This window comes from Agrococcus sp. GW821-FHT14H11, assembly GCF_058803545.1.
The window spans coordinates 107,437-128,166 of record NZ_JBXAPA010000006.1 but is presented as its reverse complement, the minus strand read 5'-3'; the positions used below and the strand labels follow the sequence as shown (position 1 = coordinate 128,166).

The 20,730-nt window shown below is 74.4% G+C and carries 19 protein-coding genes; 9 read left to right on the top strand and 10 right to left on the bottom strand.

Going from position 1 to position 20,730, the window contains the following annotated elements; translation table 11 throughout:
* Window positions 1–67: 67 nt before the first annotated feature.
* Window positions 68–1,504, bottom strand: coding sequence for a hypothetical protein (locus AC1RNL_RS08350; RefSeq protein WP_364197720.1), 1,437 nt, complete (start codon window positions 1,502–1,504; stop codon window positions 68–70).
* A gap of 109 nt (window positions 1,505–1,613) precedes the next feature.
* On the opposite strand from AC1RNL_RS08350, the gene AC1RNL_RS08345 reads away from it, so the two are divergent.
* Genes AC1RNL_RS08345 through AC1RNL_RS08335 form a run of 3 tightly spaced genes read left to right on the top strand, consistent with a single transcriptional unit; the run spans window position 1,614 to window position 4,850 of the window.
* Window positions 1,614–2,858 carry a CAP domain-containing protein gene (locus tag AC1RNL_RS08345; protein ID WP_492934967.1) on the top strand — a complete coding sequence of 415 codons (1,245 nt, stop codon included), beginning with the start codon at window positions 1,614–1,616 and terminating at the stop codon, window positions 2,856–2,858.
* A gap of 34 nt (window positions 2,859–2,892) precedes the next feature.
* A complete protein-coding gene (locus AC1RNL_RS08340; RefSeq protein ID WP_364196429.1) occupies window positions 2,893–3,888 on the top strand; it encodes a glycosyltransferase family 2 protein in 996 nt (331 codons plus the stop codon).
* Window positions 3,885–4,850 carry a hypothetical protein gene (locus AC1RNL_RS08335; protein WP_128189113.1) on the top strand — a complete coding sequence of 322 codons (966 nt, stop codon included), beginning with the start codon at window positions 3,885–3,887 and terminating at the stop codon, window positions 4,848–4,850. Before AC1RNL_RS08340 ends, AC1RNL_RS08335 begins: the two co-directional genes overlap by 4 nt.
* On the opposite strand, the gene AC1RNL_RS08330 is transcribed toward AC1RNL_RS08335, so the two are convergent.
* Entirely contained in the window at window positions 4,779–5,855 is a 1,077-nt protein-coding gene (locus tag AC1RNL_RS08330) for a glycosyltransferase family protein (protein ID WP_492934966.1), read from the bottom strand. The genes AC1RNL_RS08335 and AC1RNL_RS08330 overlap by 72 nt on opposite strands.
* A 115-nt stretch (window positions 5,856–5,970) precedes the next feature.
* Here AC1RNL_RS08330 and AC1RNL_RS08325 point away from each other — a divergent pair, with 115 nt between their 5' ends.
* A complete protein-coding gene (locus tag AC1RNL_RS08325) occupies window positions 5,971–6,933 on the top strand; it encodes a glycosyltransferase (protein ID WP_492934965.1) in 963 nt (320 codons plus the stop codon).
* A gap of 4 nt (window positions 6,934–6,937) precedes the next feature.
* On the opposite strand, the gene AC1RNL_RS08320 is transcribed toward AC1RNL_RS08325, so the two are convergent.
* On the bottom strand, window positions 6,938–7,897 hold the full coding sequence (locus AC1RNL_RS08320; protein WP_492934964.1) for a hypothetical protein: 960 nt from the start codon (window positions 7,895–7,897) through the stop codon (window positions 6,938–6,940).
* Window positions 7,898–7,980: 83 nt separating this feature from the next.
* Here AC1RNL_RS08320 and AC1RNL_RS08315 point away from each other — a divergent pair, with 83 nt between their 5' ends.
* Window positions 7,981–8,964, top strand: coding sequence for a dTDP-glucose 4,6-dehydratase (locus tag AC1RNL_RS08315; RefSeq protein ID WP_492934963.1), 984 nt, complete (start codon window positions 7,981–7,983; stop codon window positions 8,962–8,964).
* Window positions 8,961–10,103 (top strand): glycosyltransferase, encoded by a 1,143-nt coding sequence (locus tag AC1RNL_RS08310; protein ID WP_492934962.1) that lies wholly within the window; start codon window positions 8,961–8,963, stop codon window positions 10,101–10,103. Before AC1RNL_RS08315 ends, AC1RNL_RS08310 begins: the two co-directional genes overlap by 4 nt.
* Window positions 10,104–10,132: 29 nt before the next feature.
* Here AC1RNL_RS08310 and AC1RNL_RS08305 read toward each other — a convergent pair whose 3' ends face one another.
* The 6 genes from AC1RNL_RS08305 to AC1RNL_RS08280 are packed head-to-tail and all read right to left on the bottom strand — an operon-like array spanning window position 10,133 to window position 15,738.
* Entirely contained in the window at window positions 10,133–11,500 is a 1,368-nt protein-coding gene (locus tag AC1RNL_RS08305; RefSeq protein WP_492934961.1) for an LCP family protein, read from the bottom strand.
* Window positions 11,497–12,000 (bottom strand): 5-(carboxyamino)imidazole ribonucleotide mutase, encoded by a 504-nt coding sequence (gene purE, locus AC1RNL_RS08300; protein ID WP_128189119.1) that lies wholly within the window; start codon window positions 11,998–12,000, stop codon window positions 11,497–11,499. The genes AC1RNL_RS08305 and purE overlap by 4 nt, the downstream gene beginning before the upstream one ends.
* A gap of 40 nt (window positions 12,001–12,040) precedes the next feature.
* Window positions 12,041–13,162, bottom strand: a complete 1,122-nt coding sequence (locus AC1RNL_RS08295) for a 5-(carboxyamino)imidazole ribonucleotide synthase (protein WP_492934960.1) — start codon at window positions 13,160–13,162, stop codon at window positions 12,041–12,043.
* A complete protein-coding gene (locus AC1RNL_RS08290; RefSeq protein ID WP_364196454.1) occupies window positions 13,159–14,472 on the bottom strand; it encodes a UDP-glucose dehydrogenase family protein in 1,314 nt (437 codons plus the stop codon). Before AC1RNL_RS08290 ends, AC1RNL_RS08295 begins: the two co-directional genes overlap by 4 nt.
* Before the next feature lie 40 nt (window positions 14,473–14,512).
* Complete coding sequence (locus AC1RNL_RS08285) at window positions 14,513–14,995, bottom strand: PH domain-containing protein (protein WP_164877084.1); 483 nt, start codon at window positions 14,993–14,995, stop codon at window positions 14,513–14,515.
* Window positions 14,996–15,012: 17 nt separating this feature from the next.
* Window positions 15,013–15,738, bottom strand: a complete 726-nt coding sequence (locus tag AC1RNL_RS08280; protein WP_400529297.1) for a biotin--[acetyl-CoA-carboxylase] ligase — start codon at window positions 15,736–15,738, stop codon at window positions 15,013–15,015.
* A gap of 126 nt (window positions 15,739–15,864) precedes the next feature.
* On the opposite strand from AC1RNL_RS08280, the gene AC1RNL_RS08275 reads away from it, so the two are divergent.
* Genes AC1RNL_RS08275 through AC1RNL_RS08265 form a run of 3 tightly spaced genes read left to right on the top strand, consistent with a single transcriptional unit; the run spans window position 15,865 to window position 18,676 of the window.
* Window positions 15,865–17,481: an acyl-CoA carboxylase subunit beta gene (locus tag AC1RNL_RS08275; protein WP_246992060.1), complete on the top strand. Its 1,617-nt coding sequence runs from the start codon at window positions 15,865–15,867 to the stop codon at window positions 17,479–17,481.
* The gene (locus AC1RNL_RS08270) at window positions 17,478–17,690 is read left to right on the top strand and encodes an acyl-CoA carboxylase subunit epsilon (protein ID WP_400529294.1); all 213 of its coding nucleotides are present in this window, start codon (window positions 17,478–17,480) and stop codon (window positions 17,688–17,690) included. The genes AC1RNL_RS08275 and AC1RNL_RS08270 overlap by 4 nt, the downstream gene beginning before the upstream one ends.
* Window positions 17,691–17,713: 23 nt before the next feature.
* Window positions 17,714–18,676, top strand: coding sequence for a DNA topoisomerase IB (locus tag AC1RNL_RS08265; protein WP_246992064.1), 963 nt, complete (start codon window positions 17,714–17,716; stop codon window positions 18,674–18,676).
* Here AC1RNL_RS08265 and AC1RNL_RS08260 read toward each other — a convergent pair.
* On the bottom strand, window positions 18,673–20,727 hold the full coding sequence (locus AC1RNL_RS08260) for an acyltransferase family protein (RefSeq protein WP_492934959.1): 2,055 nt from the start codon (window positions 20,725–20,727) through the stop codon (window positions 18,673–18,675). The two genes, AC1RNL_RS08265 and AC1RNL_RS08260, sit on opposite strands and share 4 nt — an antisense overlap.
* Window positions 20,728–20,730: the final 3 nt, after the last annotated feature.

The following is a 20,730-nucleotide window of genomic DNA, read 5'->3' as shown; positions in this document are numbered from 1 at the left end:
CGATGCCCGTCCTTCCGGTCGCTGTCGGGTGCGATGCAGTCTATGCGGCCGGAGGCCTGACGCGGCCTCAGGAGCCGGCGACGGGACCCATGACCACGGTGACGAGCGTCGTGACGACGACCGCGAGGCATCCGGCGATCACGAGCGCCTGCCAGCGCAGCCGCTGCGCGATGAGCGCGAGCGCCGCGAAGGCCACGAAGCCCATCGTCGCGCCGTAGCGCGCGCTCGGCCGGGGGAAGTAGTGCGTGCCGCCGCTCGAGAGGAACGACTGCAGCTGCACGATGAGCGGCCAGCCCAACGAGCCGATGAGCGCCGCGATCGCGATCACCGCGAGCGCGCTGCCGCGGCGCGCGACGGCGAGGCCGACGAAGATCGCCGCGAGGCCGACGATCGAGCCGATCCCGCCGACGAACGCGACGAGCTCGCCCGAGGCGACACCCTCCTGCGCGTACGTGTGGCCCATGGTGGACAGGCCGCGAGGGATCGTCGGCAGCCACTCGAGGAACGGCGTGCCGGTGAACGGCTGGGTGTTGACGCCCTCGACCGGGTTCTCCCAGTCGGGGTCGCCGCGGCCGGCCTGGAAGCGGGTCCAGAGCACGTAGACCGCCCCCACCGCGGCGACCATGGCCGCGCCCGTCGCGAGCAGCCAGCCGCGCCCGGCCCACGGGCGGTAGCGCTCGGGCAGCAGCGCGAGCACGACGAACGCGCCGGCGATCGCGAGGAACGGCAGCGCGTTCATGACCTTGACGCCGGCCGCGAGCGCCGCGAGCGCGACGAGCAGCACCGCGGGCAGCCAGCGGCGCCGGCCGCGCGGGTCGACGGCGCCGCCGAGCGCGAGGAGGCCGAGCGCGGTCGTGAGGAGGAAGGGCGCATCGTTCGTGACGATCGTGGCGGCGGTGAGCCCGGCCCACCACATGCCCGCGAGCGCGGCGACCGACCCCGCGAGCGCCGGGCCGACGCCGAGGCGGCGGAGCGCCAGGTGCATGACGACCATGCCCGCCGCGAGCCACACCGCGCCGAGCGCGCGGGCCGAGAGCACGAAGTTCCAGCCGGTGACCGACTCGACGGCGCGCGCGGCGAAGCCCGTCGCGAGGTAGTAGAGCGGCGGGTGCGAGAAGTTGTACTGCGCGGCCGACACCGGGTACGCCTCGGCGGGCCCGGTGGTGCCGCAGGCCGGCAGCCGCAGCAGCTCGTTGCCGTAGCAGTTCCAGAGCGCGATGACCTCGGGATCGATCGAGTCGCCCGCGGCCGGGATCTCGAGCTGCGAAGCGTTCCAGGCGTAGTCGATGTGCGACGGCTCGTCGAGCGCCGACAGCGGCGCGCCGCGCGCCACGACCGTGAGCACCGCCACCATCGCGAGCGCCGCGAGGGCGACCATCACGAGCGCGTCGACCCATCGCGGCGTGCTCCGGCGGGCGGGGACGCCCGCCTCCGCCCGACGCTCGACGGCCTCCGGCGCCTCGGCGACGGGCCGCGCGGGGGTGCCCTCCGCCGCGTCCGTCATGATGCACAGCCTATCCAGACCCTCAACGTTCCCTTGACCCGCATGGGGTACGACTGGGAGGATCGCACCCGTTTGCTGGTCACGACAGAGACGGTGCACGATGCGCAGGATGACGGCGGCCGCGGCCGCGCTCGCACTGATGGCGACGCTCGGCGTCGCGCAGGGCGGCGCAGAGCGCGCCGAGGCGCAGGGGCTCGAGGTGGGCGGCTCCGGCAACGCCTACTACCTCAACGACCAGTTCACGACGACCGCGAACATCCAGTTCTCGTTCGGGCTCGCGACCGACCAGGTGTACTTCGGCGACTGGGACGGCGACGGCGTCGACACGCCCATGCACCGCCGGGGCGCGACCTTCTCGCTCTCGAACGCCAACGCATCCGTCGCCCCGCAGCAGACCTTCACCTACGGCCGCTCGGACGACCAGGTGCTCGTCGGCGACTGGGACGGCGACGGCGTCGACACGCTCGCCGTGCGCCGGGACACCATCTTCCACATCCGCAACTCGCTCTCCGACGGCAGCGCCGACGCCGTCGTCGCCTACGGCCGCTCGGGCGACACCGTGCTCGTCGGCGACTGGGACGGCACACGCACCGACACGTTCGCGGTCCGCCGCGGGGCGCAGTACCACGTGCGCAACACGATGACGAGCGGCCCGGCCGACGTCATCGTGCAGTACGGCCGCGAGGACGACGACGTGCTCGTCGGCGACTGGGACGGCAACCGCACCGACTCCTTCGCCGTGCGCCGCGACGCGACCTACTTCATCGCCAACCAGATCCGGCCCGGCGAGGCCGACGTCACGGTCGTCTACGGCCGCGTCGACGACGTCGCCTTCTCGGGCGACTGGAACGGCGACGGCGCCGACACCCTCGGCGTGCGCCGCGTGGCCGCTCCCCCGCCCGTGCCCGCCGACCCGGTGAACTGCACCGGGACCGGCGCGAACCAGGTCGACCCCGCGGTGTGCCAGACGATGGAGGCGGCCCGCGCCGACATGCTCGTGCTCGTCAACGCCGAGCGCGCCGAGCGCGACCTGCCGGCGCTGCGGCTCGACCCGTGCCTCGACGAGGTCGCCCAGCACTGGGCGGAGTCGATGGCGTGGCTGCGGACGACCGGCTCGGCGCACAACCCCGACCTCACCGCCGACATGCGTGCGTGCAGCATGCGCAGCTGGGGCGAGAACGTCGCCCGCGACCGCGTCCCGACTCCCGACGAGGAGCGGATCATGGAGCGCTGGCTCGCCTCCACCGGCCACTACAACAACCTCATGACGAGCAGCCGCACGCTGATCGGCGTCGGCGTCGCCCCGAGCAGCGACGGGCACTGGTACTACGTGCTCGACTTCGGCCAGAAGTAGTCGCGCGGCTAGGCTCTCCCTGCGAAGGGGGCCCATGAAGCTGTTCATCCAGATCCCGTGCCTGAACGAGGAGCAGACGCTCCCGATGGTGCTCGAGACGATCCCGAAGGAGATCCCGGGGATCGACGAGATCCACATCCTGGTCATCGACGACGGCTCCACCGACCGCACGGTCGAGGTCGCCCGCGAGCACGGCGTGCGCCACTTCGTGCGCCACCGCCGCAACATGGGGCTCGCCCGCTCGTTCCACGACGGCATCGAGTACGCGCTCTCGCACGGCGCCGACATCGTCGTCAACACCGACGGCGACAACCAGTACCCGCAGGAGATGATCGGCGAGCTCGTGCAGCCCGTCATCCGCGGCGAGGCCGAGATCGTGGTCGCTGACCGGCAGACGCACACGATCGAGCACTTCTCCCCCTTCAAGAAGGCGATGCAGCGCTTCGGCAGCTGGGTCGTGAACCAGGCGGCGGGCACCGACCTGCCCGACGCGGCGAGCGGCTTCCGCGCGTACTCGAAGTACTCGCTCATCCGCCTCAACATCGTCACGCGCTTCAGCTACTGCATGGAGACGATCATCCAGGCCGGCAACAAGCGGCTCGCGATCACCTCCATCCCGGTGCGCACCAACCCGAAGACGCGCGAGTCGCGGCTGTTCAAGAACATCTGGCAGCACATGCGCGAGTCGGGCCTCGCGATCCTGCGGGCCTACTTCATGTACAAGCCGTACGTGTTCTTCGCGACCCTCGGCGTGCTCTTCACCGTGGCCGGCGCGGTGCCGTTCATCCGCTACCTCGTGCTCGTCTGGATGCAGACGCCCGGCAGCCACGTGCAGTCGCTGCTGCTCGGCGTGCTGCTGTTCGTCGGCGCGCTGCTGTCGTTCGCTATGGGGGCGATCGCCGACCTCACGCGCATCACGAGATCGCTGCAGGAGGACTCCCTCGAGCTCGACAAGCTCGATCGCTACGGCCACACGCGCAACTGGGTCACGCTCCCCGCGAAGCCCGAGCACGACACGACCGCAGCGTGAACGAGGGCCTCGCGCGGGCGAGGGAGCGGCTCGCGGCGATCGGATCGAGCGCGCCGCTGCGGTGGGTGCGGCGCCACAAGCGGGCGCTCGCGATCGCGGTGCTCGTGCTCGTCGCGGTCTTCATCGCCGTCTACGTCGCGGTGCGGCCCGAGATCGTCGGCCAGGTGCTCGCGGTCGGTCCGGCCGCACTCGGCTGGCTCACGGGGCTCTACGTGCTCATCGTCGCGACGCACTGGGCGATCCTGCTGCTGACCGTGCGCTGGTGCCAGGCGCGCATCGGCATCCGCGAGGGGCTGCTGCTGACGGTCTACTCGACCGTCGCCAACTTCTTCGGGCCGCTGCAGAGCGGGCCGGGCGTGCGCGCCGCCTACCTGAAGGCCAAGGTTGGCGTGCGCCTGCGCGACTTCACGCTCGCGACGCTCGTGTACTACCTCGCGTTCGGCGCCGTGAACGTGTCGCTGCTGTTCGCCCGCACGCTCCCCTGGCTCGCCGCGCTCGGCCTCGCCGCGACCGTCGTGCTCGTCGCAGTGGTCGCGTGGCGGTCGGGCGCGGGGCGCCGCATCGTGACCGCCGCGATCGCCGCCGTCACGGCCGTGCAGGCGCTGCTCATGGCCGCGGTGTACTTCGTCGAGCTCAACGCGGTCTCCGGCCCCGGCGCCGACGTGCTGCAGTCGCTCGTGTACAGCGCATCCGCCAACCTGTCGCTCTTCGTCTCGATCACGCCCGGCGCGATCGGCTTCCGCGAGGCGTTCCTCGGCTTCGCGCAGTCGCTGCACGGCGTGGGCCTCGACGCGATCATCGCGGCGGGCATCGTCGACCGCGCGTTCTACGTGCTGTTCCTCGGCGCGCTGTTCGTGCTGTCGAGCCTGCTGAACCTGCGGGCGATGTTCTCAGCGCCGGCCGGCGGCGACGCGGATGCCCGCGAGGGCGGCGCCGAGGGCCTCGGCGATGCAAGGGCGTGAGAACGCCCGCTCGTAGAGCTCGCGCCCGCGGCGGCCGACCTCGGCCAGCTCGTGCGGGTGGTCGGCGGCCCAGCGCGCCGCCTCGGCCACGGCGACCGGGTCGCCCTGCGGCACCACGAGCGCGTCGGAGCGGTCGGTGAACGCACTGCTCTCGAGATTGGCGCCCACGAGGGTCGGCACGCCGGAGGCGAGGAACTGGTAGGTCTTGCCGGTGACGACGTACCGGCTCTGCACGGTGTCGCCGAGCGGCCCGCCGATCGCGAGCCCCGTCTCGGCGAAGAGGGCGGGCAGCTCCTCGTACGGCACCCAGCTGCGGTAGCGCACCCGCGCGCCGCGCGCGACGGCGGCGTCGACGCGGGCGCGGTCGTCGTCGGTGCCGCCGACCACGTCGACCGCGATGTCGTCGCGGCCGGCGAGCAGCACCGCCGCCTCGAGCAGCACGTCGAGGCCGTGCAGGGGCAGCATCGAGCCGTAGTAGAGCACCCGGAACGGCGTGCCGGGCTTCCGCGGCGCCGGGCGGAAGGTGGCCTCGTCGGTGCCGACCGGCACCACCTTCCACAGCTCGCGCGGCAGATCCATGAGCTCGGCGGCGTGGTCGGCGTGCGACGCGGTGTCGGCGAGCACCACCGCGCAGCGCCGCATCATGGCGCGGAACGCGCCGCGGAGGGCGCGCGCGGGCAAGGAGCCCGGGCGCAGGCGCCGGTGCTCCTCCACGAACCACTCGACGGGGTTGATGAACTCGTCGTAGACGACCGGGCGGCGGCCGGCGAGCGCGAGCACGAGCGGCACCACCTCGAACGCGCGGAACGTGACGAGGTAGGCGTCCGGCCGGTCCCGGCGCATCCGCCACAGCTCGCCCGCGACCTCGGCGTAGCGACGCACGCCGCGGGAGCGGTTCTTGACGACGATCGCCTCGTCGCCGAGGTCGGCGACCGCGGTGCGGAGCGTGATCGCGCGCACGTAGTCGGGCTGGCGGTAGCAGGTCACCACGGCGATCCGGCGCACGCGCCCCCCTCCCGATGCGTCGCCCGGGCCCTGCCGGATGCAGGCGGGCTCGGGTCAGGCTAGCCGAGGATCGGCGCTAGGCTCAGAGGCTGGCGCGGAGAGAGGCGGGCGATTCGTGACCACACCATCGGACGCGACGGCCGCACCGCTCGTCGCGGTGCTCATGGCCACGCACGACGGCGCCGCCTACGTCGAGGAGCAGGTGCGCTCGATCCTCGGGCAGCGCGACGTGCGCGTGCGCCTGGTCGTCTCGGACGACGCCTCGAGCGACGGCACCCCGCTGCTGCTCGCGCGGCTCGCGGCCGACGAGCGCGTCACGGTGCTGCCGCCGGGCAGCTTCGGCACCCCGCAGGCGAACTTCCTGCGGCTCATGCGCGAGGCCGACGTCGACGGCGCGGTCGCGGTCGCGCTCGCCGACCAGGACGACGTCTGGCACGACGACAAGCTCTCGCGGCAGCTCGCCCTGCTCGAGCGGCTCGACGTCGACGCGGTCTCGTCGAACGTGGTCGCCTTCTGGGAGCGCGAGGACGGCAGCCGCCGCACCGAGCTGATCGACAAGGCGCAGCCGCAGACCCCGCTCGACTTCCTGCTCGAGTCGGCGGGCCCCGGCTGCACGTTCCTCATCGACGCCGAGGCGTTCGCCGCGATCCGCGACGCCATCCGGCAGCCGCCGCACGGCAGCGCACGCATCGACGACAGCGCCGTGCCGCACGACTGGCTCGCCTACGCGATCGTGCGCGCGAGCGGCGGGCGCTGGCACATCGACGCCGAGCCGACGCTCGACTACCGCCAGCACGACGCCAACGCGACCGGCGCGAACGCCGGGCTCGCGCAGGCCGCGGTGCGGTTCCGCCGGCTCGCCTCGGGCGAGTACCGGCAGCAGTGCGGCGCCGTGGCGCGGCTGAGCGCCTCGGTCGCCGACGACGCGCAGCGCCCGCGCCTCGAGCGGATAGCGCCGCTGTTCGACGGCACCGACCTCGGCTCGCGCATGGCGCTGCACCGCCTCGCCCCCGAGCTGCGGCGCGAGGCGACGGAGCGGCGCCTGCTGCGCATCGCCCTCGTGCTGGGCTTCTGGTAGCGGGTCAGCCCCTGAGGTCGCCGGCGATGCGCTCGAGCTCGGCGGGGCCGAGCGAGGCCGCGAGCTGCCGGTCGTTGCCCGCGTGCAGCACGTTCTGCAGGTAGAGGCCGCTCACCTGCGAGCCGGGCACGAACGGGTAGTTCGCCGGCTCCGCGCTCGTCTGCACGATCCGGCGGCCGGCCCGCACCGCCTGCGCGTACAGCCACACGTCGTCGGCCTCCGGCGCCGCCTCGAGGAATCGGGTGCCCGCCGCGCGCAGCTCCTCGAGCAGCGGGGCCGGGAACAGCTGGCCCGACACCGAGGTGCCGAAGCTGCCGAAGCTCGGCGCCGTGCTGTGCGCGGGCGTCCACGACGTGTAGGGCGCGAGGCCCTCGACGCCGAGCGCCACGCGGTGGGCGCGGTGCGCGACGACCGCGCCCGGGTGGGCGCGCGCCACCTCGAGCAGCCGGCGCAGCCAGTCGCGCGGGTAGAGCTGGTCGTCGTCGCTCGTCACCATCGGCAGCTCGTGCGCCGGGGTGCCGCTCACGTACGGCCACCACTTCGTGTGCACGCGCAGCCCCGGGTCGACCCGGCGCACCTCGAGGCCCCGCCGCTCCAGACGGCCGAGCGACGTGGGCAGCTCGGCGAGCGAAGGGTCGTCGAGCCACAGGATGAGCCGCCTCGGCCGCTCGGCGCCCTCGCCGATCGACTCGATCGCCGCCCAGACGGAGCGGATGCGCGCCGCGGTCGTCGTCATCACCACGACCGCGGGCGCGTCGCCCACGACCGGCGCCCGGGAGGCGAGGTTGCGGATGCGCAGGCGCGCCAGGCGGGCGAGCGTGGCCGCCGAGGGGCTGTCGTCGTAGAAGCCGCGGCCCGACTGGAGGCCGAGCGCGCGCCGCGCAGCATCCCCTCCCCGCTCGCGACCCGAGCGGACGACGTGGCGGAGGCGCTCGCGCGCCGCGCTGCTGCGAGGGCTGGTCATGGGCCCAGGCTACGCGGGCGGGAGCCCGGTCCCGCCGCGGCTAGACTCGACCCACCGACCCCGACCGGAAGGCCAGCCACGTCGTGAAGATCCTCGTGACCGGCGGCGCCGGGTTCATCGGCTCGAACCTCGTGCGGATGGCCCTGACCGACCGCCTCCCAGGCCTCGAGGGCGCTGCCGTCACCGTCCTCGACGCGCTGACGTACTCGGGCACCCTCTCGAACCTCGCCGCCGTCGCCGAGCACCCGCGCTTCGCCTTCGTGCAGGGCGACATCCGGGACACGGGCCTGCTCGACCGCCTGCTGCCGGGCGTCGACGCGATCGTGCACGTCGCCGGCGAGAGCCACCTCGACCGGGCGGCGCGCGACTCGTCGGTCTTCGTCGAGACGAACGTGGTCGGCACGCAGCGGCTGCTCGACGCCGCGCTCCGGCACGGCGTGCGCCGCATCGTGCACGTCTCGACCGACGAGGTGCTGGGCTCGATCGAGGAGGGCTCCTGGAGCGAGGACGCCCCGGTCGACCCGAGCACGCCCTACGCCGCGTCGAAGGCGGGCGGCGAGCTGCTCGCGCGCAGCTACCACCGCACCCACGGGCTCGATGTGCGCATCGCGCGGCTCTCGAGCAGCTTCGGCCCGCACCACTTCCCCGAGAAGCTCATCCCGATGCTCATCACGAACCTCCTCGACGGCATCCCCGCGCCGCTCGCCGGCGACGGCGGGCACGTGCGCGACTGGCTGCACGTCGACGACCACTGCCGCGGCATCGCGCTCGTGCTCACCGCCGGCAGGCCCGGCGAGACCTTCCACCTCGGCGGCGGGGCCGAGGTGTCGAACCGCAAGCTCGCCGAGCTGCTCGTCGAGGCGACCGGCAGCGACTGGTCGATGGTCGAGCCGACCGCCGACGAGCGGGGCCACGACCGCCGCGCGTCGCTCGCGAGCGCGAAGGCGCGCGACGAGCTCGGCTTCGCCCCGCAGGTGCCGTTCGAGCAGGGGCTCGCCGACGTCGTGCAGTGGTACCGCGAGCACCGCTCGTGGTGGGAGCCCCTCAAGGAGCGGGTGGCCCTGTGAGCGACGCGCGGGGGCCCGAGGCGCACGAGCGCGACCGCCTGACGGTCGTGCTCGACGAGGTCGGCGAGCGCTCGACCACGTCGGTCGGCCGCTACTCGACCGAGATGGCCCGCGCGCTCGTCGCGACCGCCCCCGAGGGGCTCGAGGTCGGCGCGCTGTCGGCGCGCGTGAGCGACGCCCGCGAGGCCCGCATCCGCGAGGCGCTGCCGGGGCTCGCCGAGCTGCGCCAGACGGCCGTGCCCGCCCGCGAGCTGCGCGAGGCGTGGCTGCACTCGATCACGACGATCCCCGTGCACGGACTCGTGCACGCGACGAGCCTCATGGCGCCGCTCACGCGCGAGCCCGACCCGGGCGACCAGGTGACGGTGACGGTGCACGGCCTGCAGTCGATGTCGGACCGCTCGGAGCGCAAGCAGCGCTGGTTCGACCGCGCCCTCAAGCGCGCGCTGCACCGCGCCGACGGCATCGTGGTGCCCTCGACCGCCGTGGCCGAGGACCTCTCGCTCCTGGCAGACGTGGGCGACCGCGTGCGCGTCGTGCACCCTGCGCCCGCGGCCGCGCTCCTGCGCGCGGCGGACTCCGGCGCCGCGGCGGCGTCGCGGCTCGCCCTGCCGTCGGAGTACGTGCTCGCGATCACGGCGCCGGGCGCGCGCGGCCAGGCCGAGCGGCTCATCGAGACCGTCGCGAGCGACGCGATGCCGGATGCGCGGGTCGTGGTGGCCGGGCCGGTGCAGTGGGGCGAGACCACGCTCGCGGCGCTCGCGGTCGAGGCGGGCATCGCGCCCGGCCGGCTCGTCATGCTGGGCGAGCTGACCGACGCCGAGCTCGCGACCGCCTACCAGCGCGCGCTCGCGCACCTGCACGTCGCGGAGCAGGACGCCCTCGGCCTCACGCTGCTCGAGGCGGCGGCGCTCGGCACCCCGACCGTGCATCCGGCGACCCGCACGCTCACCGAGATCGCGGGCGACGCGAGCGTGCCGGTCGAGGGCGGCCCGCACGAGCTCGCCGCCGCGCTCGCGGGCCTGCTCGCCGACGAGGAGGAGCGCACGCGCCTGCGGCTGCACGCGCAGGACCGCGCCCGCGCGTTCACGTGGGAGGCCGCCGCGCTGCAGGTGTGGCGGCTGCACGCCGAGCTGTAGCGGCGCCCTCGGAGCGGGACGCTGCCGCGCTACGGCGCCGGCGACTCGGTCGGCGGCGCGATCGCGTCGGCCTCGGCGAGCGCCGCGGCCACCATGGCGTGGATCTGCTCGAAGCCGGGGTCGCCGGTGTTGACGCCCGAGTCGGGCACGAGCTCGAGGTTCGTGATCGGCAGCTGCCGGGTCTCGAGCGCAAGCTCCGACAGCGAGCCGATCATCGACTGCGGGATGTCGGACTGCACCATGTCCTGCCCGGCGTTCGCGAGCTCGGTGTACTTCGTGAGCAGCGTCTGCGGCGTGAACTGCCGGATGAGCGCCTCCTGCACCTGCCGCTGCCGCTCCATGCGCGCGTAGTCGCTCGTGCCGGCGCGGCTGCGCGCGTACCAGAGCGCGTCGTGGCCGTCGAGGCGCTGCAGGCCGGGCTCGATCCAGTCGCGCACGACCTCGCCCTCGATCGCGATCGGCACCCGCTCGGTCACCTCGATCTCGAGGCCGCCGAGGGCGTTCACGAGGTCCTCGAAGCCGTGCATGTCGACGAGCACGAAGAACTGCAGCTCCAGCCCCGTCACGCCCTCGACCGCATCGCGGGTCGCCTCGATGCCGGGGCTCGAGCCGTTGGCGGCCGCGTCGGGATAGAGCTCGGGGTTGGCCTCGCCGTACGTGTAGGTGCCGTTCAGCAGGCAGTCGCTCGTCTCGCAGTCGAAGCCGTTCGGCCACGGCCCCCACATCGGCGACCCTGGCGAGAACGGCGCGTTCCGCAGGTTGCGCGGCACGCCGATCATCGTCGCCGCGCCCGTCTCGGCGTTGACGGTGACGACGGTCATCGAGTCGGCGCGCAGGCCCTGGCGGTCCTCCCCCGCGTCGCCGCCGAGGAGCAGGAAGGTGTAGCGGCCGTCGATCGGCTCGACCGCGGGCCGGGCGAAGTCGAAGACGTCGCCGACGAGGCCGCGCGTCGCATCGACGATCGTCGCCCCGTAGCCGGCGAGCGCCGCGGGCGCGACGGTCGCGAGGATCGAGACGATCGCGATGCCGGCGCGCGCGCGCCCGGCCACCTTCGGCAGCCGCGCGAGCCGCAGCGTGTCGAGCCCGAGCACGAGCCACAGCACGGCGTAGGCGATGAGCAGCACCTCGACCACGAGCAGGCCGATCGAGTTGCCGACGACCGTCAGCAGCGCGCTGCGCCACGCGAACCACAGCAGGAGCGCGACGGCCGCGAGCGCGAGCAGCGCGAGGGTCGCGACGATGCCGACGCGGCCGAGCCTGCGGTCGCCCGCGAGCACCTGGGCGCTGCCGGGCAGCAGGAGCCCGAGCAGCACGAGCCACCAGCCGCGCCGCTGCATCACGTCGGGACGGCGGCTGTCGGGGTGGCGGAGCGGGGTGCCGGTCTCCAGCAGCGTCATGCGCCCGCGTCCACGCGGTCGCGCAGCGCCCGGGCCTTCGCGTCGACCTGCGACTCGAGGTCGGCGGCGAAGGCGTCGAGGCGCGCCGCGAGGTCGGCGTCGGTCGTGCCGAGGATGCGCGCGGCGAGGATGCCGGCGTTGCGGGCCCCGCCGATCGAGACGGTCGCGACCGGGATGCCCGCGGGCATCTGCACGATCGAGAGCAGGCTGTCGAGCCCGTCGAGGCGCTCGAGGGGCACCGGCACGCCGATCACCGGCAGCCGGGTCATCGACGCGACCATGCCCGGCAGGTGGGCCGCGCCGCCGGCGCCCGCGATGATGACGCGCACGCCGCGATCGGCGGCTCCGCGCGCGAAGTCGACCATCTTCTGCGGGGTGCGGTGCGCCGAGACGACGTCGACCTCGGCGGCGACGCCGAGCTCGTCGAGCACGGCCTTCGCCGCCTCCATGACCCGCCAGTCGGAGTCGGAGCCCATGATGATGCTGACCTGCGCAGGCATGCCGTCCAGGGTACGCGGGGTCGCGGCCGCGCCGTGACCCTCAGGCATCGAAGTGCGCGGCCGCGGCGCGCGCCCGGTAGGCGACCTCGTCGATCTCGTCGCCGATCGCGGTCACGTGCCCGACCTTGCGGCCCGGGCGCGCCGACTTCGCGTAGGAGTGCACCTTCACGTCGGGGTGCGACCGGAGGGCGGCCGCGTAGCGGTCGGCCATCGAGCCCGACGCGGGCCCGCCGATGACGTTCACCATCACGCTCGCGGGCGCGAGGATCGCGGTCGAGCCGAGCGGCAGGTCGAGCACGGCGCGCAGGTGCTGCTCGAACTGGCTCGTGATCGAGCCGTCGATCGTCCAGTGGCCGGAGTTGTGGGGGCGCATCGCGAGCTCGTTGACGAGCACGCGGCCGTCGGCGGTCTCGAACAGCTCGACCGCGAGCACGCCGGTCACGTCGAGCTGCTCGGCGATGGAGCGGGCCACGTCGTCGACGAGGGGCTGGATGTTCGCGGCGTGCGGGGCGGGCGCGAGCACCTCGGCGCAGATCGAGTCGCGCTGCACGGTCTGCACGAGCGGCCACACGACGGTCTCGCCCGAGGGCCGGCGCGCGACGAGCTGCGCGAGCTCGCGCGTGAACGGCACGAGCTCCTCGACGAGCAGGCGCGGGCCCCCGGCGGCGGCGCCCTCGAGCCAGTCGGCGGCCTCGGCCGCATCGCGCACGACCCGCACGCCCTTGCCGTCGTAGCCGCCGGTGGCGGTCTTCACGACGCCGACGCCGCCGTGGTCGGCCAGGAACCGCTCGAGGTCCTCCGGCGCATCCACCGGCGCCCAGTCGGGCTGCGGCGCGCCGATCTCGGCCATGCGCGCGCGCATCTCGCGCTTGTCCTGCGCGAAGCGCAGCGCGTGCGGCCCGGGGTGCACGGCGTGGCCGGCGTCGACGAGCCGCTGCAGCACCGCCTGCGGCACGTGCTCGTGGTCGAAGGTGACGACGTCGACGCCCTCGGCGAAGGCGAGCACGGTGTCGGCGTCGCGGTAGTCGCCCACGGCGGTCGCCGCGAGCGCCGCCGACATGCCCTCGCCCTCGGCGAGCACGCGCAGCTCGATGCCGAGCTCGACCGCCGCGGGGATCATCATCCGGGCCAGCTGGCCGCCGCCCACCACGCCGACGATCATGCTGCCGCCACCTCGGGCCGGCCGAGGCCGATCACCCGGAAGCCCGCGGCCGACCACGCCGCCGCGTCGAGCGCGTTGCGGCCGTCGACGACGACGCGCGCGTCGGTGATGCCGGCGAGCGCGGCCGGGTCGAGGTCGCGGAACTCCTGCCACTCGGTGCCGAGCGCCAGCACGTCGGCGCCGCGCACCGCATCCGCCACCGACGTGACGATCTCGAGCCCGGGCACGACCCGCAGCGCCGTCTCGCGCGCCTCGGGGTCGTAGGCCCTCACCACGCGGCCGCCCTCCTGCAGGCGGCGCGAGACGTCGAGCGCGGGCGAGTCGCGCACGTCGTCGCTGTTGGGCTTGAACGCGAGGCCCAGCATCGCGACGCGGTCGCCGCCGACCCGCTCGAGCTCGCGCTCGATGAGCGCGACCATGCGGTCTCGGCGGCGCAGGTTGATGCGGTCGACCTCGCGCAGGAAGCCGAGCGTCTCGCCGTGGCCGAGCTCGTCGGCGCGCGCCTGGAAGGCGCGGATGTCCTTCGGCAGGCAGCCGCCGCCGAAGCCCAGGCCGGCGTTGAGGAAGCGTCGGCCGATGCGGGCGTCGAGGCCGATCGCGTCGGCGAGCTGCGTGACGTCGGCGCCCACCGACTCCGAGAGCTCGGCCATCGCGTTGATGAACGAGATCTTCGTGGCGAGGAACGCGTTCGCGCTCACCTTCACGAGCTCCGCGGTGGCGTAGTTGACGACGAGCCGGTCGGTGCCGCGCTCGAGGATGCGGGCGTAGACGGCGTCGAGCGCGGCGACCGCGGCGTCGTCGCCGTCGGCGACGCCGTAGACGAGCCGGTCGGGGGCGAGGGTGTCCTCGACCGCGAAGCCCTCGCGCAGGAACTCCGGGTTCCAGGCGAGCGTCGCGCCCGTGGGTGCGATCAGGTCGGCGAGCCGCTGCGCAGTGCCGACGGGCACCGTCGACTTGCCGGCCACGAGCGTGCCCGCGGCGAGGTGCGGCAGCAGCGACTCGACCGCCGCGTCGACGTAGGTGAGGTCGGCGGCGTCGGAGCCCGCGCGCTGCGGCGTGCCGACCGCGACGAAGACGACGTCGCTCCCGGCCGCCTCGGCGACATCCGTCGTGAAGCGCAGCGTGCCCGCGTCGACGCCCGCGCGCAGCAGCTCGGGCAGCCCCGGCTCGAAGAAGGGCGGCTCGCCCCGGCGCAGGCGCTCGACCTTCGCCTCGTCGACGTCGACGCCGATCGTCTCGTAGCCGAGCGAGGCCATGGCCGCGGCGTGCACCGCGCCCAGGTAGCCGCAGCCGATGACGGCGATCTTCATGGGAGCTCCTCGAGGGGTGGGCGCCGGGGGCGCGGATGGGTCAGGCGACGTCGACGACGTCGGGGGCGACGACGCCGCGGGCGCCGAGCAGCTCGGACAGCATGCGCTGCACGAGGGAGGCGCTCGGCACGTCGGAGAGGATCACGGCGCGGTCGCCGCCGGTCGACAGCAGCACGTCGCCGGCGCCGAACAGGGCCTGCAGGCCGCGGCGCCGCACGGTGACGTCGTGGACGCGAGAGAGCATCGTCTCGCGCCGCGTGCCGCCGAAGCCGGTGCGGATGATCACCCGCTCGGTCGTGAAGGTGAAGCCGCGCGAGAGCCACGCGAGCGTGGGCACGACGGTGAGCACCGCGACCACGATGCCGGCGACCGTGAGCACCGCGACGTTCCAGAGCGGCCAGTCGACCCGGTCGAGCAGCAGCGCCACGAGCCCCGCGCACGCCCAGAGCACGAGCACGGGCACGACGAGCACCCGCCCATGCGGTCGCATGCGCGCGATGACTCGCTCCTCGCCGGCTGGCACCCGACGATTCTCTCGCATCAGCGCACGTGCACGACGTCACCGGCCCGCACGTCGACGATTCCGTCGTCGGTCTCGACCTGCAGCTCGCCGCCGGGCCCGAGGCCGACGGCGGTGCCGGTGAGCTCGCCGTCGGGCAGCGACACGCGGACGTGCCGGCCGATCGTCGACAGGCCGGCGGCGACGGCCGTGCGCAGCGCGTCGCTCCCGAGCGCCGGCAGCAGCGCGTCGAGCGACCGCATCACGTGCCAGAGGATGGCGTCGGCGAGCACGGGGGCCGTGCCCTCGGCGCCCTCGAGCGTGAGCGACGTCGCGCGGTCGGTCGGCAGCTCGTCGGCGGTGAGGGTGAGGTTCACGCCGAAGCCCACCGCGACGCCGGTCGCGCGGCGCTCGCAGAGGATGCCCGCGACCTTCCGGTCGTCGACGAGCACGTCGTTCGGCCACTTGATCGAGGCGCGGTCGGCCACGAGCGGGTCGAGCGCGTCGGCGAGCGCGAGCCCGGCCACGAGCGGCAGCCAGGCCACCGCATCCTCGCGGAGGCCCTTCGTGCGCACGAGCACCGTCGCGGCGAGGCACTTGCCGGCGGGGGCGACCCACTCGCGGCCCAGCCGGCCGCGCCCGGCGCGCTGGTCGAGCGTCGCCCAGGCCGTGAGGTGCGCCGCGCGGTCGTCGACGGCGTCGAAGGTGGAGCCGACCGTGCCGAGCTCGACGACGGTGCCGGCGCGGGACGCGCCTGGGAAGAGCATGCCCCCAGCCTAGGCGCGCGGCGCGGGCCGCGGGCGGGCGGATGGAGGGGATCGCCACCGGATCCGGCCGAGACGCTGTGGGACCCCACAAAGGCGCCGCATGGGGTGCCCTCTAGAGTGGCATCCGTGATCGACGAGACCGTGCCCGACGTGGCTGGGGCAGCCGCACCCCGTTCCACGACCGCCGCGCGCATCGACGACCTGCGCGAGCGCCACCGCGAGGCGGTGACCGACAAGGAGTCGCGGGCTCGCGAGCGCCAGGGTGCGAAGGGCAAGAAGACCGCGCGCGAGCGCGTCGAGCAGTTCGTCGACAAGGGCTCGTTCGTCGAGTTCGACGCGTACGTGCGCCACCGCACGACCGCGTTCGGCATGGACGGCAACCGCCCCTACGGCGACGCCGTCGTCACGGGCATCGGCACCGTGCACGGGCGCCGCGTGGCGGTCTACGCGCAGGACTTCACCACCTTCGGCGGCTCGCTCGGCGAGGTCGCCGGCGAGAAGATCATCAAGATCCAGGACTACGCGATGAAGGTGGGCGTGCCCATCGTCGGCATGCTCGACTCGGGCGGCGCGCGCATCCAGGAGGGCGTGGTCGCGCTCGGCAAGTACGGCGAGATCTTCAAGCGCAACACCGCCGCCTCCGGCGTCATCCCGCAGATCTCGATCGTGATGGGCCCGGCGGCCGGCGGTGCCGTCTACTCCCCCGCGCTCACCGACTTCGTCGTCATGGTCGACAAGACGAGCCACATGTTCGTCACCGGCCCCGACGTCATCAAGACCGTCACGGGCGAGGAGGTCGGCTTCGAGGATCTCGGCGGCGGCCGCACCCACAACACCGTCTCGGGCGTGAGCCACTACCTGGCCGCCGACGAGGACGACGCGCTCGACTACGTGCGCGCGCTGCTCGCCTACCTGCCCGACAACAACCAGTCGGAGGTGCCGGTCTACGACCACACCGCCGAGCGCGTCGTGAACGACGCCGACCGCCGGCTCAACACGGTCATCCCCGACTCGCCGAACCAGCCGTACGACGTGCTGACCATCATCGAGACGCTCATGGACGACCGCGAGTTCCTCGAGGTGCAGCCGCTCTACGCGCCCAACATCGTCATCGGCTTCGGCCGGCTCGAGGGCCGCACGATCGGCGTCATCGCGAACCAGCCGAAGCAGATGGCGGGCACGCTCAACATCGAGGCGGGCGAGAAGGCCGCGCGGTTCGTGCGCTTCTGCGACGCGTTCTCGATCCCGATCCTCACCGTCGTCGACGTGCCCGGCTACCTGCCCGGCACCGACCAGGAGTGGTCGGGCGTCATCCGCCGCGGGGCGAAGCTGCTCTACGCCTACGCCGAGGCGACCGTGCCTATGGTCACCGTCATCACCCGCAAGGCCTACGGCGGCGCGTACATCGTGATGGGCTCGAAGCAGCTGGGCGCCGACATCAACATCGCCTGGCCGTCGGCCGAGATCGCGGTCATGGGCGGGCAGGGCGCCGTCAACATCCTCTACCGCAACGAGATCAAGCAGGCGGAGGCCGACGGGCACGACGTGCACGAGGTGCGCACCCGGCTCGCGAACGAGTACACGTACAACGTCGCATCCCCCTTCCTCGCCGCCGAGCGCGGCGAGCTCGACGGCATCATCGAGCCGGCCGAGACGCGCGTGATGATCACGCGCGCCTTCCGCGCCCTGCGCACGAAGCGCGTGCAGCGGCCCGAGAAGAAGCACGGGAACATCCCGCTGTGAGCGGCCGGCACGGCGACGCCGACGACGAGCCCATCATGGCCGTCGTGGGCGGCTCGCCCACCCCCGAGGAGCAGGCCGCCGTCGAGGCGGTGCTCACGGGCATGGCCGAGGAGTGGGCCGAGACGAAGCACCGCCGCGTGCTCGACACCGAGAGCGAGTGGCAGGCGAAGCAGCGATCGGAGTCTGGACGCCGCTGGCGCCGCGACTGAGACCGGCGGCATAGCATCGGCCCATGGTGAGGCTTCGACGGGCGAGACCCGGGGCGGATGCGGGGATCCGGCGGCGCCGGTCGGGTCGCGGCTGGGCGTACCGGCACGACAGCGGCCGCGCCGTCTCGGCCGCCGACCGGGAGCGGGCTGAGTCGCTCGCCGTGCCGCCGGCCTGGAAGGACGTCTGGATCGCGGCCGACCCGCTCGCGCACATCCAGGCGATCGGCGTCGACGACGCGGGCCGCACGCAGTACCGCTACCACCCCGAGTGGCGGGCGCGGCGCGACCGCGTGAAGCACGAGCGGGCGCTCGACCTCGCCGAGACGCTGCCGGCGATGCGCCGCCGCGTCACGCGCGACCTGTCGCTCGAGGGGCTCCCGCGCGAGCGGGTGCTCGCCGCGGCGCTGCGCATGCTCGACATGGTCGCGATCCGCGCCGGCGGCGACGCCTACGCCGAGGAGCGGGGCACGCGCGGGCTCATGACGCTGCTCGTGCGGCACGCGAGCGTGGACGGCGACGCGGTGCGGCTGCGCTTCCCCGCGAAGTCGGGCCAGCGCTTCGACACGACGGTCGAGGACGCACCGCTCGCGCGCTGCGTCGAGGACCTGCAGGCGGGGCGCTCGCGCACGTCGCGGCTGCTCGCCTGGCGCGACGACGAGGGCGCCCACGCCCTGCGCGACGCCGACCTCAACGCCGCGGTGCGCGAGGCGACCGGCGGCGAGTTCACCGCGAAGGACTTCCGCACGCTGCACGGCACGATCGTCGCGGCCGTCGCGCTCGCGCGCGCCCGCGACACCGGCACGAAGGCCGCGCGGGCGCGTGCGGTGCGGGCCGCGATCGTCGAGGTCTCCGAGGCGCTCGGCAACACCCCGGCCGTGGCGAAGTCGAGCTACATCGACCCGGAGGTCTTCGCCCGCTTCGAGGCGGGCGCGACGATCGGTCTCACGGGCTCGCGCGAGCGCGCCCTGCTCGACCTGCTGCGCTAGCGGCCGAGCAGCGGCAGCAGCGCCTCGGCGACCGCGTCCTGCCGCAGCGACGACGCCGCGGCGCCCATGTGCGTGGCGTCGGTCCAGGTGGGCACGCCGTCGACCACGAGCGGGCACGTCGCCGCCTCGACCGCGCAGAACCACTCGAGGGTGCCCGCCACCGACACCCCGCCGGCGGCGAGCGCCGCCTCGAGGGCCTCGTGCCGCTGCCGCTGCTCCGGCTGCAGCGGCGACGCGCACGCGTCGAGGGCGCCGCCGTCGGCGTGCGCCTCGAGGCACGCCGCCGGCTCCGGCACGGGCGGCGGACCGTCGAGGTAGAGCGTGGGGATGCCGAGCGCGTGCAGCCGCTCGGCGTAGGCGAGCGTGCCGACGGCGAGCTGCTCGCCGGTGTCGGCGACCCGGCGCTCGTAGCCCTCCCCGACCCACCACGCGCCGTAGGAGATCACGACCGCGGCGGGACGGCGCTCGACCGCGAGCGCGAGCACGCCCTGCGCGTGCGCGTCGCACTGGGCGAGGAGCCCGCGCACCTGCGCCTCGACGACCGGCCCGGTCGAGAACGGGCACATCGAGCGGCCGAGCAGCTGCACGTCGGCGCGGCCGTCGAGCGCGCCGCGCACCGCCGTCGCCCAGGTCACCGCCTGCGAGTCGCCGACGATCCACACCTCCTCGTCGCCGGGCGCGTCGTCGAAGCGGCAGCGCTCCGGCGCGGCGAGGTCGACCGTCAGGCAGTCGTCGACCAGCCACTCGGCCACGCGGCCGTCCGCGCCCACGACGGCCTCGGCATCCGGCACCGACGGCGAGGCGGCGGCTGCCGCGACCCGTGCCGCGAGCGCGGCACCGCCGAGCTCGGCGGGCGCCGTGGGGGCCGCGCGCTCGATGGCGTCGCGCTGCACCGCGGGTGCCGCCGCGAGCGCGACGGCGGTGACGGCTGCGACGACGGGCATCGCGAGCGCCAGGACGGGCAGCCGGCGGCGTGCGCCGCGGGGCGCGTGCAGCCACGCGATCGCGCGCTCGGAGCCCCACGCGAGCAGCACCGACACGACGAGGACGAGCATCCCGCCGAGCGGCCCGACCCCGCCGCCCTCCGGTGCGACGAGCGCGATGAGGCCCAGCAGCACCGGCCAGTGCCAGAGGTAGAGGCCGTAGGAGAGCCCGCCGAGCCAGACGAGCGGGCGCGCCTGCAGCACACGCGTGACCGGGCCGCGCGCCGCCTGCGCGTCGGCGCCGGCGCCGGCGCCCGCGATGAGGACGAGCAGCGCGCCGGCCACCGGCCACAGCGTCACCCAGCCCGGCTGCAGCCACTCCACCGGCAGCCGGCCCGCCGTGAGCACGAGCGCGACGCCGACCGCCGCGAGCGCGGCGCGCAGCCGGCCAGGCAGCGGGATGCGGGTGAGCAGCAGGGCCGCGGCGCCCCCGAGCGCGAGCTCCCAGCTGCGGGCGAACGTGTCGTAGTACGCGCCCACCGGGTCGATCGAGAGCCGCAGCAGCGCGTAGCCGAACGAGGCGGCGGCGACGGCCGCGAGCAGCAGGCCGAACCCGAGTCGCGCGTCGCGCATCCGCCGCCCGCCGACGAGCGCGAAGCCCGCCGCGGCGAGCACCGCGAGCGCCGTGAACTGCCCCTGCACGCCCATCGCCCAGAAGTGCTGGAAGGGCGACTTGTCGTGCCCCGCCGCGACGTAGTCGGTGCCGTCGGCCGCGAGCCGCCAGTTCTCCCAGTACGTCGCCGACGCGAACACATCGCTCAGCACCCGGCCGAACGCGAGCGGGCCGGAGGCGACGAGCGCGACCGCGCCCGCGACGACGAGCACGAGCGCCGCCATGGGGAACAGGCGCTGGGCGATGCGCCACAGCGTTCGCGGCACGTCGACGGCGCCGGTGCGCTCGATCTCGCCGATGAGGCTCAGCGCCAGGAGGTAGCCGCCGACCGCGAACAGCACGTCGACGCCGCCGGAGACGGTGCCGAACCAGATGTGGTGGCTCGCGACGAGGAGCGAGGCCACCGCCCGCAGCCCCTGGATGTCGAGCCTGCGGGGCGTCTGCGTGGCTGCCATGCT

Coding starts and splice junctions, on each gene's coding strand:
- AC1RNL_RS08350 (WP_364197720.1), bottom strand. CDS start 1,504: ATGACGGACGCGGCGGAGGGCACCCCCGCGCGGCCCGTCGCCGAGGCG.
- AC1RNL_RS08345 (WP_492934967.1), top strand. CDS start 1,614: ATGACGGCGGCCGCGGCCGCGCTCGCACTGATGGCGACGCTCGGCGTC.
- AC1RNL_RS08340 (WP_364196429.1), top strand. CDS start 2,893: ATGAAGCTGTTCATCCAGATCCCGTGCCTGAACGAGGAGCAGACGCTC.
- AC1RNL_RS08320 (WP_492934964.1), bottom strand. CDS start 7,897: ATGACCAGCCCTCGCAGCAGCGCGGCGCGCGAGCGCCTCCGCCACGTC.
- AC1RNL_RS08305 (WP_492934961.1), bottom strand. CDS start 11,500: ATGACGCTGCTGGAGACCGGCACCCCGCTCCGCCACCCCGACAGCCGC.
- purE (WP_128189119.1), bottom strand. CDS start 12,000: ATGCCTGCGCAGGTCAGCATCATCATGGGCTCCGACTCCGACTGGCGG.
- AC1RNL_RS08295 (WP_492934960.1), bottom strand. CDS start 13,162: ATGATCGTCGGCGTGGTGGGCGGCGGCCAGCTGGCCCGGATGATGATC.
- AC1RNL_RS08290 (WP_364196454.1), bottom strand. CDS start 14,472: ATGAAGATCGCCGTCATCGGCTGCGGCTACCTGGGCGCGGTGCACGCC.
- AC1RNL_RS08280 (WP_400529297.1), bottom strand. CDS start 15,738: ATGCTCTTCCCAGGCGCGTCCCGCGCCGGCACCGTCGTCGAGCTCGGC.
- AC1RNL_RS08265 (WP_246992064.1), top strand. CDS start 17,714: ATGGTGAGGCTTCGACGGGCGAGACCCGGGGCGGATGCGGGGATCCGG.
- AC1RNL_RS08260 (WP_492934959.1), bottom strand. CDS start 20,727: ATGGCAGCCACGCAGACGCCCCGCAGGCTCGACATCCAGGGGCTGCGG.